Origin of the sequence: Methanoculleus receptaculi, assembly GCF_033472595.1 — an archaeon.
GTDB lineage: Archaea > Halobacteriota > Methanomicrobia > Methanomicrobiales > Methanoculleaceae > Methanoculleus > Methanoculleus receptaculi.
Genome location: NZ_CP137642.1, coordinates 394,055 through 406,648, shown reverse-complemented (window position 1 = coordinate 406,648; position 12,594 = coordinate 394,055). Strand labels below are relative to the sequence as shown.

At 57.3% G+C, this 12,594-nt stretch carries 13 protein-coding genes; 11 read left to right on the top strand and 2 right to left on the bottom strand.

What is annotated here, in order from left to right:
- Positions 1-35 precede the first annotated feature (35 nt).
- Together R6Y96_RS02150 and R6Y96_RS02145 are read right to left on the bottom strand one after the other, a co-directional pair.
- Positions 36-686, bottom strand: a complete 651-nt coding sequence (locus R6Y96_RS02150; RefSeq protein WP_404810330.1) for a KaiC domain-containing protein — start codon at positions 684-686, stop codon at positions 36-38.
- Positions 687-730: 44 nt separating this feature from the next.
- Positions 731-1,570, bottom strand: coding sequence for an RAD55 family ATPase (locus R6Y96_RS02145; RefSeq protein ID WP_318621865.1), 840 nt, complete (start codon positions 1,568-1,570; stop codon positions 731-733).
- Positions 1,571-1,908: 338 nt separating this feature from the next.
- Here R6Y96_RS02145 and R6Y96_RS02140 point away from each other — a divergent pair, with 338 nt between their 5' ends.
- The 11 genes from R6Y96_RS02140 (at position 1,909) to R6Y96_RS02090 (ending at position 12,593) form a co-directional block, all read left to right on the top strand.
- Positions 1,909-3,603 carry a type II/IV secretion system ATPase subunit gene (locus R6Y96_RS02140; RefSeq protein WP_318621864.1) on the top strand — a complete coding sequence of 565 codons (1,695 nt, stop codon included), beginning with the start codon at positions 1,909-1,911 and terminating at the stop codon, positions 3,601-3,603.
- Positions 3,603-5,543, top strand: a complete 1,941-nt coding sequence (locus R6Y96_RS02135; RefSeq protein ID WP_318621862.1) for a type II secretion system F family protein — start codon at positions 3,603-3,605, stop codon at positions 5,541-5,543. Before R6Y96_RS02140 ends, R6Y96_RS02135 begins: the two co-directional genes overlap by 1 nt.
- Positions 5,544-5,609: 66 nt before the next feature.
- Positions 5,610-5,762: a hypothetical protein gene (locus R6Y96_RS02130; RefSeq protein ID WP_318621860.1), complete on the top strand. Its 153-nt coding sequence runs from the start codon at positions 5,610-5,612 to the stop codon at positions 5,760-5,762.
- A 19-nt stretch (positions 5,763-5,781) separates the two neighbouring features.
- Positions 5,782-6,282 (top strand): alpha/beta hydrolase, encoded by a 501-nt coding sequence (locus R6Y96_RS02125; protein WP_318621858.1) that lies wholly within the window; start codon positions 5,782-5,784, stop codon positions 6,280-6,282.
- Positions 6,283-6,333: 51 nt separating this feature from the next.
- A complete protein-coding gene (locus R6Y96_RS02120) occupies positions 6,334-6,663 on the top strand; it encodes a V-type ATPase subunit subunit G family protein (RefSeq protein WP_318621856.1) in 330 nt (109 codons plus the stop codon).
- Positions 6,650-8,611 (top strand): V-type ATP synthase subunit I, encoded by a 1,962-nt coding sequence (locus tag R6Y96_RS02115; RefSeq protein WP_318621854.1) that lies wholly within the window; start codon positions 6,650-6,652, stop codon positions 8,609-8,611. The genes R6Y96_RS02120 and R6Y96_RS02115 overlap by 14 nt, the downstream gene beginning before the upstream one ends.
- 4 nt (positions 8,612-8,615) lie before the next feature.
- Positions 8,616-8,873, top strand: a complete 258-nt coding sequence (locus R6Y96_RS02110) for an ATPase (protein WP_318621852.1) — start codon at positions 8,616-8,618, stop codon at positions 8,871-8,873.
- 11 nt (positions 8,874-8,884) lie between these two features.
- Complete coding sequence (locus R6Y96_RS02105; RefSeq protein WP_318621850.1) at positions 8,885-9,463, top strand: V-type ATP synthase subunit E family protein; 579 nt, start codon at positions 8,885-8,887, stop codon at positions 9,461-9,463.
- A gap of 13 nt (positions 9,464-9,476) precedes the next feature.
- Positions 9,477-10,535 carry a V-type ATP synthase subunit C gene (locus R6Y96_RS02100; RefSeq protein WP_318621849.1) on the top strand — a complete coding sequence of 353 codons (1,059 nt, stop codon included), beginning with the start codon at positions 9,477-9,479 and terminating at the stop codon, positions 10,533-10,535.
- Position 10,536: 1 nt separating this feature from the next.
- On the top strand, positions 10,537-10,839 hold the full coding sequence (locus tag R6Y96_RS02095; protein ID WP_318621847.1) for a V-type ATP synthase subunit F: 303 nt from the start codon (positions 10,537-10,539) through the stop codon (positions 10,837-10,839).
- A complete protein-coding gene (locus tag R6Y96_RS02090; RefSeq protein WP_318621846.1) occupies positions 10,839-12,593 on the top strand; it encodes an ATP synthase subunit A in 1,755 nt (584 codons plus the stop codon). Before R6Y96_RS02095 ends, R6Y96_RS02090 begins: the two co-directional genes overlap by 1 nt.
- Position 12,594: the final 1 nt, after the last annotated feature.

Sequence of the window (12,594 nt, the reverse complement as noted above, 5' to 3'; positions counted from 1 at the left end):
GGCTTTTCTACAGCCTCCAGCCGGCACACCGCAGGTCAAAAGAGGCTTGCCTCCGAGTGGACGAGGATACCGTCCTGGAGGATCTCAAACGGTTTGATCTCACGCGAATGAGCCGAGCGGCGCATCTTCACGACCTCAATGACGAGGTGGACCTCGGTGAGCCCCGGAGAGCGGATGTAGCGCAGAAGTATCACCGTATCGGCCAGGTACTCGATGATGCCGTACCTGCTCTCCTCCGGGTTTCCAGGACGGGTCTCACTCGTCAGCACCAGGGTGCAGGCCTCATCCCGCATCACCTCCACAAACCTGAACATCTCCCGCCGCCGCTCGGACTCATCCTCAAAAAGCCCCTCAAACAGGGATATCGGGTCGATGACCACTCTTGAAGCCCCCGTGCTCTCGATGAGAGCGGGAAGTTCGTTCTTGATGCTGTTGATCGCAAGGTTGAAATCAGTCGGATCAAGTTTGAGGAGGTAAAATCGATCGCCAAACGCCCCGGGATCCCATCCTTTCTGCGCCATCGTGGCGCGGAGGTGTTCCTCCCGCTCTTCAAGGCTGATGTAGATCACCTTCTCACCGCGGGAGAGACCCTCATAGGCAAACTGGAGTGCAAGCATCGTCTTCCCGGTGCCGTACGTCCCGACAAGCGCGCATATGCTATTCTCAATAAGCCCTCCCGAGAGCATCGTGTCGAGCCCCACAACCCCAAACCTCGCCCTTAGCGCCGTTGTTATACCACCATCCTGATGTTCCTGACCTCAAAACCACCCTTCGCCGATATAGAGACCGCAAACTTTACCAGGTTCTTATCCTCAAGCCGGGTCATCACGCCCCGGAACTTCCCGAAGTACATGACCCGCTGCCGGCGCTGTGCGCCGCTCTCCTCCCACTGGAAAATGAACGTGGCATCGACACAGTCAGCAATCTCGAGTTCCCGCGACCTATCAAGTATACCGGAGGCGAGCAAAAGGAAGATGGTGCAGTTCCAGTTTTTCGCCGCACGCTGCAGTCCGCGCAGGAAAGCGATAAAGGTGTGCCAATCCTCACACTCTGCAAGCGACGGCGTGATATCGGTCAGGGAGTCCAGGACTATCAACCCATCCTCGGGGAGCACCTTGAGCACACCCGCAAGTTCTGCAAGGATGCCGCCACCCTCCCTGCGCTGTTTCTTCTGCAGACGTTCCATGGCGGTGCCTGCCCCATACCAGCTTGGCGGAACGATGCTGGCATCGAAGTAGAACTCCGAGAGGTCATGAAAGAGGATCCCCTCCCCGAGCTGGTCGTAGAGATCCGGGCTAAAAGAGAGCGCAACCTCCCTCAGTATATCTTCCCGCATCCTGGTGATCGTCACATAGGAGATGCTCGGCGGGACCAGCAGCCGCTCGCCACCGGTCTGCCCCGCTCGCTTCAGCCGGGTCAGGTGCATAAGAGAGGTCTGCACGAACTCCACGTTGCCGGCACCGTGCTCCCCGAGGAGGAGCACAACCGAACCCGGCGGAACACCGCCATCCAGGACAGGATCGAGTGAAGGTATACCCGTCGGCATCCTCATCAGGAGGCGATCGTGCATGATACATTCCTCACATGTAGAGCACTAAAACGTTCTGGTTCAGGGGTGGCTCGGGGATATTGCTGCCATATGGGGACACCAGATCAACACTTCACCGGTTCGATAAACCTTCATGGACGGATTCTGGGGGGGGCGTGGGGGGGCGTCGCCGCACACAGCCCGGCCCGAGGGAAGGCGCGCGGGAGGAGGCCGGATGGTGAGACGGTCAGCCGCAAAAGACGTTCACCGCGATGATGATTTGGGGGCATCAAACCATGAGCAAACTGGTTTGATGACCTCCAGTAACCCTCTGCTAAAAACCGCAAATTTATATCTGTGCTGCTCAACATCCACTACTGATGCCGGATGAGGCGGTCAGGGAGATGCAGGGATCTGGTGCAACCGGGCGTGTAGAGGGGCACGGTTCTATCGTGGACGCAGCAGCCGGGGGAGCGAACCACCACCCTCAACGCCGCATCCTCAACCGCATTCTCCGGCCAGGGGAAGAAAAACGGAGAACGGACGAGTATAATCCAGCAAAATTCGGCCCCCTTACAGAAGGGGTGATCCCGCCCGGCTACAGAGAGATAGACCGCTACTGGGTCACAGAAGGTATAGCACTCGTCGTGATAGCCCGCAACCTCGAGACGAAACAGACTGAGTACCTCTTATTCGAACCGGTGCTCTCGGAATTCGAGTACGAACTCCTGGAACGCCTCTACGCAGACCTGAGAGATGTCCTGATCCTGGAAGACCGCGACCTCGTCACCGACCGTCGGGTCGTTCTGGCAAAGAGGGTGGAGAACCTGCTCGCTGAGTACGGCATCACCCTCCCGGACGACTCATTCTACCGGCTCCGCTACTACCTTGAACGAAACTTCATTGGCTGGTCGCGCATCGACGCGCTGATGAAGGATCCAAGAATCGAGGATATATCCTGCAACGGCGCAAACATACCCATATTCCTCTATCACCGCAAACACCAGAACATCAAGACCCATATCAGTTTCAACGAACCCGCCCTGAACTCCCTTGCGATCAAACTTGCACAGCGTTCTGGAAAGCACGTCTCCATAGGTAGCCCCCTCGTTGACGCAACCCTGCCGGACGGCTCACGGCTGCAGGTTGCACTCGGCCGTGAGGTCACCAGTCGCGGGACATCGTTTACCATACGCAAGTTCCGCGAGTCGCCGTTCACACCCGTGGAACTCATGGAGACAAACACCTTCGACATAGACCAGCTCGTCTACTTCTGGCTGGCGATCGAGAACAACAAAAGCCTCCTCTTTGTCGGCGGGACGGCGTCGGGTAAGACCACCTCGTTAAACGCAGTCGCCCTCTTCATCCCCCCGCTCTCAAAGATCGTCTCCATCGAGGACACCAGGGAGATCACACTATATCACGAGAACTGGGTCGCGACCGTCACGCGCGAGATGCCCGCGGGGGCGCCTGGCGCCACTCCTATCGGAATGTTTGAACTCCTGAAAGCCGCGATGCGCCAGCGTCCCGAGTACATCCTGGTCGGGGAGGTCCGAGGAAGCGAGGCCCAGACACTCTTTCAGGCGATGAACACGGGGCACACGACGTTTTCCACGATGCACGCAAGCGACGTCGATGCAGCAATCCACCGCCTGGAGAGCGCGCCGCTCAATGTACCGAGAAACATGCTCCAGGCTCTGGACATCATATCAGTTCAGGCTCTCACCCACCGTGGAGGAGATCGCGTGAGAAGGTGCCGCGAGATCGTCGAGATCGCCGGGGTTGACCCGAACACGGGGAACGTTCAGGTAAACACCGTCTTTGATTACAATCCCGTGACCGACACCTTCTCCTACACAGGAAGATCCCGGATATTTGCCGCGATCATGGAGTACCGCGGGTGGGGGCTGAAACGGCTCGAGGAAGAACTGGAGACCCGACGGACGATCCTCCGCGCTATGCTCGATCAGGGCATCCGCGATTACAGGTCGGTCGCACGGATCATCCAGACCTGGACGATCAGCCCTGAAACGGTGCTCTCCTCCATCGACGACCTTGGTGAGTTGATCCGCTGATGCCATCTCTGCGTGTGCACCTCCGTCGCTTCATCCGTCGGAGGGTGGAGCGCAACCCCATGCGATACCGTGACCTCCGTAAAGACCTGGTTGCGGCAAACATCGGGGTGACGATTGAGCACTACCTTCTGCTGGCATTCCTTGTCTCCCTGCTCATCGGTGCCACCTGTGCCGCAGCAGCATTCCTTGCGATGCAACTCCTCCCGCTTCCTCAGTTCAGCCTCGGGATCTACAACGTATTTTGCATCGGCCTGCCGGATTACGTCCTGACCGATCGGGTGTTTACGGCACTGCACCTTCTAGTCAGCGTGGTCATCTTCATTCTCGCAGCCTATGCATCCCGCGCACTTGCCCTGCGCTACCCTGCCATTCACAAGACAACCCGGGCAACCCGGATCAACCTGCTGCTCCATAACGCTGTCTCTTACATGTATGCTATGCGGCGGGGGGGCGCGGAGATGGTGGATATATTCCGCTCCCTCAGCGAGAACGCAGGGATCTATGGTGAAGTTGCAGACGAGTTCCGCCGGGTGGTCAGGGACACGGATTACTTCGGCTGCGACCTCATAACCGCGCTCCAGAACCTGCAGGAGACAACACCGTCAGAGAAACTACAGGATTTCATCCAGGACCTGATCTCGGTGATCGAGAGCGGTGGAGACGTCCTTGAATACCTGGAGACGCGGGTTCGGCTCTACCAGGAGGATGCAAAGTTCGAGCAGCAGAACTTCCTCTCCACCCTTCAGATGGCTGCCGAATCCTATGTGGCGCTCTTTGTCGCCGGGCCGCTCTTTCTTATCATCGTCATGATCGTGATGGGGTTTCTGAGCAGCACACCAATTACGCAACTCTCGGTCGTTATCTACCTCCTCATCCCGGTCGGTTCGCTCTTCTTCATCCTGTTCATAGACATCATCTCGATCAAGACCGAGACCGTCGAACGGTATACCTTGGCAAAATGGCTCCACGAGTTCGATGACGTCCGCGTCGAGAAGCGCGCCGGCGAAGAGTCACTCTTCCGGAAACTGCGCAACTACGACAGGATCCGTGATCTGCGATCATTCCTCCGGCACCCGCTGCAGGTGTTTCTCATCGATCCAAACAGGACGTTTTACGTGACCGTCCCGATTGCTGTAGTCTATGTAATTCTCCTACTCACGGTGACGCCCGCTTACCCTGATATCGAGGTCCTGATCGATGTCCTGGACGACCACCTGGTCGTGGCACTGCTGATCATGCTCGTTCCTTTCGGCATCTGCTACCAGGTCTGGCGAACGAAGGTGATGAGGATCGAGGCGAGCATCCCGGAGTTCTTGAGCCGCCTCTCAGGCATCAACCAGGTGGGGCTGACGCTGGCGCAGGCGATCTCGATCCTGGCATCCGCCGATCTCGGCGTGCTGACATACGAGATCAGAAAGATCCAGCGTGACATCGAGTGGGGAGCGAGCGTTCAGGAGGCGCTTATCCGGTTTGAGGTGCGGATACGCACCCCGGCCATCGCCAGGGCGGTCACCCTGATCACCACCGCAAGCCGGATGACCGGCAGTATAGGTGAGGTGCTCAACATTGCAGCCAGAGACGCAGCGATCTCGGAGAACCTCAAGCGGGAGAGAAGCGCCGAGATGTCAATCTACACGGTCATAGTCTACCTGGTCTTCATCGTCTTCCTTTTTGTCGTGGCCGTCATCGACTCCCAGTTCCTCACCGTCCTGGCCGGTGTCGAGACCGTCTCCGGGGCTGGAGCGGGCATGGGCGCGATCCCTCTCGGCACCACACCCATTGCAACGTTTGAACGTCTGCTCTTCCATGGGGTGCTCATCCAGGCCATCTTCTCGGGGCTGATCGCCGGACAGATGGGTGAGGCTTCAGTAAGGGCCGGCGTCAAACACGCAGCCGTGATGCTCATCATCGCACTTCTGGTCTTCGCGGTCATCTTGTAGGATCGATGCAATCCCGCACGATAGAGTTTTATGCTTTGACTTCCCTTCCCTTCCTGGTGATGCCAGATGTGTACGGTCGGTGGACCTGTCGATATCGAGTTCAATGAGCGGGTGAAGGGCAAAAACTACCGCTGCAAGGATTGTGGCGAGCGGTTCAAGGGTCTTGGAAAGCGGCCCATGTGCCCGAGCTGCCAGTCTGAAAATGTCGAAGAAATCTGAAAACGAGAGATCAGGGGGTTTGCTCGCCAGGTGGGACGAGATGATAGTGCCCCTCGACGGCGAGACCCTCCTTCTGCGAGGTGAGCGCTCTCTTCTTCTGGCCGCGAAGGCCTCTTCCAGGTTTGTGCTCTTTATCGAGACCGTGGAGGACGAGTACTGCCAGGCGGTCGACCCGGATGACCTTGTCGCTGTCTCAATGCCGGAAGGAGGCCCTGCCGAGCAGGCAGAGATGATGCTCGAACTCGTCAGGCGCTACCATACCCCGCTTGTTGTCCTCCCTAAAGACCATCCTGGATCACGGCGCCTCTCCATGGTCGTCTCGGTTGGCCCACAGATTCATCTCTCATGCACCATCCAGCGCGGGACGCACCCGGAGCAGCACCTTCTCTGCTCATCGGAAGAGTTTTCAGGTGTTTCGCTTTCCGGGATTCCTGGTGGAGTTGTAATAAAAAACCTTCCTTCCAGAATTGAGGTGGTGGTTCTGGATGGAGAAAAATCCGCAGAAGACAAACAACAATAAATATATGCTCATTTTCATCAAATATTCATACGCCGTGAGAAGGAGGGTTTGATGAAGACCGATGTCCTGAAAAGCATCAAGGAAACAGAAGAAGAGTATCAGGCGATGATCCGCGATGCGCAGGCCGAGAGGAGGAAGAGCCTCTCAGATGCTGAGGTGGAGGCTGAAAACCTGATCGCCAAGGCGCAGAAGGATGCCGAGGATTACAGGAATCAGCGCCTTGCTGAGGCAAGGGCCGAAGCGCAGAGGAGGTATGCGGAGATTGTCAGGGAAGGTGAAGCGCGCGCAGAAGCGCTGAAAGCGTCTGGAAGAAAGAACCTTACTAAAGCTGTAGATTTTGTGGTTACGCGGTTTAAGGAGCAGGTGCATGCTGAGACCTGAAGGTATGCGCCGGCTGCTCATCGCGGCCCCAAAGAGCGAGATCGAGACCATCATCCGGGAGCTCTACCGCCACAACGTCTATCACATCGAGGACTTTGTGCCGGAGAGTGAATCTGAGGGGCTCTCGATCGGCCACCCGCTCCCGGAGGCAAGTGATGCAGCTTCGGCGCTAATCAAGGTCAGGGCAATCGAGAGTGCATGCGGGATAGACCCCGGCAGCATGGAGGTCAAAAGAAAGATCCCCGCGTCGAGAGTCAGGGAGATGATCCGGACGGATCTGCCCGCCATCCAGAAAGAGGTGGAGGATCTCGTCAACTCACGCTCAAAACTTGAGGCACAAAAGAAGGAGCACGAGCAGCGCGCGAGAGAACTTGAACCGTTCACTGCGATCCCGCTGGACCTTGAGTTCTACCGGGGCTACAGGAGTTTTACCGTTTTTGCGGGGCACATCTCGCGTGACATCGAGATCGGCGTTCCTCATGAGAAGTGCTTCTCCGACAAAGTTACCGGCAACATGATCGTTGTCGTGGTTCATAATGAACACCGGGAAGAGGTCGAACGGATCCTCCTCAACACCGGGTTCCAGGCGCTTGCCGTGCCGGGGGAGAGTGGGGCACCGGCTGACCGCCTCCAGACTCACCTGAATGAGATCAGGCGGATCGATGACGAGATTGCTGCGATCAACCGAAGACTTGTGGAGATCCGGGAGCAGTACGCCGAACTCCTAGTAGCATGCGATGAACTACTCACGGCTGACGTAGAGCGGGCGGAAGCCCCGTTGCGATTTGCTACCACGGAGGAAACCTTCATAAGTGAAGGATGGGTGCCCGACAGCCAGGCCGGGAAGATCCGGGAGGCCCTGGAGAGGGTGACAGCCGGTAGGATCTACATCGAGGAACTGGAGATCGAGGACGACGCAAGGGTGCCGGTTGAGTATGACAACCCCCCGTTCGCCACCCCAATGCAGTTGCTCGTAGACCTCTACGGGCGGCCGCGCTACTCTGAACTCGACCCCACACTGCTGGTAGCCATCGTTTTTCCCATCTTCTTCGGGCTGATCGTGGGTGACGCGGGTTATGGGGCGATCCTGCTCGCGATGAGCCTTGGCCTGCGGAGGTTCCTGAAAGGAGAAGGGATGAGGAGTCTGCTCAAGGTGGGCACCTACGCAGGCGTCTCAAGCATCGTCTTTGGCATACTCTACAGCGAGTTTCTGGGATACTCGCTCCCGTGGGAACCGCTGATCTTCTCCAGACACCTCAACATCGGGGGGCACGCAACCGGTCACGGCCCCCAGGTGATCGAACTCCTGATCCTTGCGATCTGGATAGGCATCCTGCACGTCACGCTCGGGCGTGTTCTCGGCATTGCCAATGCGCGGAGACTTCACCACGGCAAACACGCAACAAAGGCAATCGTCGCAAACGCCGGCTGGCTTGGGGTGATGTGGGGTATCCTGCTCCTGATCTGGTCGATCTTTCCCATACCGCTGATGCCCAACCTTACGGGGCTCCCGGTTGTACTCATGGGACTGAACGCCAGCGCAGTTGCGGGTGCCGTCCTGCTTGTGGCAGGCATCATCGGGATTGCACAGGAGAACCCACTTGAGGTTGTGGAACTTCCAACGATCTTAAGTCATGTAATCTCCTACGCCCGTCTTGTGGCTGTGGGCTTATCGTCAGTCGCAATCGCGATGATGGTCAACTACATCGCGATTGGAATGCTTATAGAACCGTATCTTGAAGTGATCACCCCTGTAGGTGTGATTGCTATCATCTTTGGCATACTCGTCTTCCTGCTGGGTCACCTGCTGAACACAGCACTTGGCATCCTGGGAGGCGGTCTGCATTCACTTCGTCTCCACTATGTTGAGTTCTTCACCAAGTTCTACAAGGGTGGAGGCATAAAGTACAATCCTTTCGGTATGAGATCAAAGTTTATGGAGGAATAAGGAAATGGTAGATTTTGGCACAGCTGAAGTAACTCTTGAAATGGTCCAGGCATCGCAGATAGGAATGAAGGCACTCGGCGCAGCTCTTGCAGTCGGTATGACCGGCATAGCATCCGCCATTGCAGAACAGTCGATCGGCTCTGCAGCCGTCGGTGCAACGGCGGAGAATCGTGACGTATTCGGTCTTGCGCTGCTGCTGACGGTTATCCCCGAAACAATTGTTATCTTCGGTCTTGTGGTTGCACTGCTGATTCTGTTCTGATGGAGTGGACCATGGGACTCGAAGCAGTCGTGAACGAGATCCGGGAGAAAGGGCAAAGGGAGGCCGAGGCGATCCGGGCGGAGACCCGGGCTGAAGTAGAGAAGATCCTGAAAGAGGCACAGGAGCGCGCTGCTGCGATCAAGACCGCGGCGCAGGAAGAAGCGGAACGGACGGCCAGCCACATCATCAACCAGGAGACCTCCGCGGCGAACCTGGCAGTAAAGCGGCTGATCTTAAACGCTCAGAAGGATGTCCTCGATCAGGTCTACTCGGCCTCTCTTGCCGCTGTCGGTGATCTGCTGGCCGAGTTCCAGGAGAAGGCGCTCACATCTCTGCTGAAGAGAGCGGCAAAGGAGATCAGAGAAGGCGTTGTCCACGCAAACGAACGGGATACCCCGATTGTAAGGGAGATCCTCTCCAGAGACAAGAACTTGTCGGGCTACACTCTTGGTAGCCCGGTCGAGATCCCAGGCGGTATCATTGTCGAGAGCAAAGACGGCGATCTGCAGATCGACTACAGTTACCGTACGTTCCTGGATGAGATCTGGGAATCCTGTCTGAAGGACGTGTCAGATATACTGTTCACATGAGGAGAGTCCGTATATGGCAGGGGTAAGTAGCGGATCTGCAACCAACTATGTCTACGCCTGCACCCGCATGCGGGTGCGTAGATCGCGGCTGATTCCACGCGATGACTATCTCCGGATGCTGAACATGAGCCTGCCTGAGATCATCCGGTTCATCGGCGAGACCAACTACAGGTCTGAGATCGATGAACTCGGAACCTCCTTCTCAGGTATCAACCTGGTCGAGGAGGCCTTGAGCTGGAACCTCGCCAAGGAGTTCCAGAAGATCCTGGAACTTGTGCCCGGGGAACTAAACTACTTCACCGTGAGTTATCTCCGTCGCTGGGACATCCAGAACATTATCACCATCCTGCGCGGCAAGATGCAGGGGATGTACCCCGGCAAGATCAAAGAGGTTCTGGTCCCGGCCGGCAAACTGGACAAAGTTGCTCTCGATCGTCTTCTCACTGAGGAGTCTCCAGAACGGGTTGTTGAGGCACTAAAGGGGGAACTGTTCTACCCAACCCTGGAGAAAGAGATCAGCAGTGCAATGGAGACCAGATCGTTTGCTCACCTGGAGAACGAGCTCTACAAAGGCTACTACGCCCGACTCATCGAGGATGCAAAGGGAGGCGTGAAGGGTGGGAACGTGTTCCTCAAGTACATCCTCCTCGAGATCGATATCCGGAACATCCAGACCCTTTTCCGTCTCAGGGCAGGGCATGTCCGGGAGGATGTACGGGATATGATGATCCCTGGCGGCACGTTCAGTGTGGACGAACTGCAGCAGATCCTGGAGGTTGAGGACAGGGACGAGTTTATCGACGCCTTAAAAAAGCGGGTAAAGATGGTTCCGCTCCTGAACACGCTTGAAGATATCCGGAGAATGAGCGCTCTCCATGAGATCGAGGTTGCACTTACCCGTGTCCAGCTCGACCAGATGGAGCGGATATCAAAACGGTATCCGTTCTCCGTCCTGCCCGTCATCGTCTATCTTGAGGAGAAGAAGTACGAGGTCGCAAACCTTCGTGCCCTCGCCCGGGGCAAAGAGGCCGGCATTCCCGGTGAGCGGTTGAAGGGCTACCTGGTGATGTAGTATGGAGATCGCAGTTATCGGTAGTGAGGGATTCATCCTCGGTTTTCGGCTTGCGGGCGTCAGGAAGACCTATGTGGCCGAGACCGACGCGCGGCTGGTCGAACAGATCAACCAGGTGCTGGATGACAGGGGCGTCGGCATCCTCGTGCTGAAAGGCAGCGACATGGAGCGAATTCCCCTGCGGCTTCGAACCACCCTCGAGAACTCCGTCTGGCCGACGGTGATCGCGATCGGAGAGGAAGAGGGTGGCCTTTCGATGAGAGAGAGAATCAAGAGATCGGTGGGTGTTGATCTGTGGAAGTAATGGAGAAAAGAAAAGAGAACAGGACTCGTGGAGTCCTGAAGCGGATTTCCGGGCCGGTTGTAACCGCTGTCGGTCTCGATGCGCACATGTACGACGTGGTTAAGGTTGGCAAAGAGGAACTGATGGGGGAGGTCATCAAGATCCAGGGTGAGAACGTCATCATCCAGGTCTACGAGGATACCGCCGGCATCAGGCCCGGTGAGCCGGTAGAGAATACGGGTCTCTCACTCTCGGTTGAACTCGGACCGGGGCTGCTGACCAGTATCTACGACGGGATCCAGCGGCCGCTTGAGGTGCTCGTGAACACGATGGGCAACTTTATCGAGCGCGGTGTCTCGGCCCCGGGCCTCTCCCACGAGAAGAGATGGGAGTTCGTGCCCACGGTGAAGAAAGGCGATGAGGTCAGAGGCGGTGACATCATTGGCACCGTTCAGGAGACGAACATCGTCCACAAGGTCATGGTCCCGCCCACCATGAAAGGCGGCAGGATCAGGGAGATCAGGGCCGGAAAATTCACGGTCGATGAGACGGTCTGTATCCTGGAGGACGGTAGCGAGATCAGGATGCTCCAGCGGTGGCCGGTTCGCGTGCCCCGTCCGGTGAAAGAGAAACTGAACCCTGACGTCCCGCTGATCACCGGTCAGCGGATCCTGGATGGTCTCTTCCCGATCGCGAAGGGCGGAACCGCGGCCATCCCGGGTCCATTCGGGAGCGGCAAGACGGTCACGCAGCAGCAGCTGGCGAAGTGGTCGGATGCCGAGATCGTCGTCTACATCGGTTGCGGCGAACGCGGCAACGAGATGACCGAGGTTCTGACCGAGTTCCCGGAACTTGAGGACCCAAAGACCGGTAAACCCCTGATGGAGCGGACGGTGCTCATCGCGAACACCTCGAACATGCCGGTTGCTGCTCGCGAAGCGTCCGTGTATACAGGTGTCACGATCGCCGAGTACTTCCGTGACATGGGCTACGATGTCTCGCTGATGGCCGACTCCACCTCGCGGTGGGCAGAAGCCATGCGTGAGATCTCAAGCCGTCTGGAGGAGATGCCAGGCGAAGAGGGGTATCCTGCCTACCTTGCAGCACGCCTCTCTGAGTTCTACGAGCGTGCAGGCCGCGTCATCAACTTGAACGGGACGGACGGTTCGATCTCTGTCATCGGAGCTGTCTCCCCGCCGGGTGGGGATTTCTCCGAACCGGTCACCCAGAACACCCTGCGTATAGTCAAGGTGTTCTGGGCGCTGGATGCGAAACTCTCCCAGCGCCGGCACTTCCCGGCGATCAACTGGCTGAACTCCTACTCGCTCTACCTGGACAGGCTCAATGAGTGGTATGACCAGGAGGTCTCGCCTGAATGGAATCCACTCAGAACATGGGCTTTGGGTATCCTCCAGAAAGAGGCCGAACTCCAGGAGATTGTACAGCTGGTTGGTTCAGATGCGCTGCCGGACGAGGAACAGGTCACGATCGAGGTGGCCAGGATGATCCGCGAGGTCTTCCTGCAACAGAACGCCTACGACCCGGTGGATACGTTCTGCCCGATGATCAAGCAGTACGACATGATGAAGGCAATCAAGCGCTACGCCGACCTTGCTCGCAGCGCACAGGCAGCTGGCGCGACCCCCCAGCAGATCATCAGCATAAAGAGCAAGAACGAACTGCCCCAGATCAAGTTCATCAAGGACTACAAGCCTGAACTTGAGAAGATCTTGAAGGATATGGATGCTGAATTCGAAGGCTTGAGGGCGGTGTGAG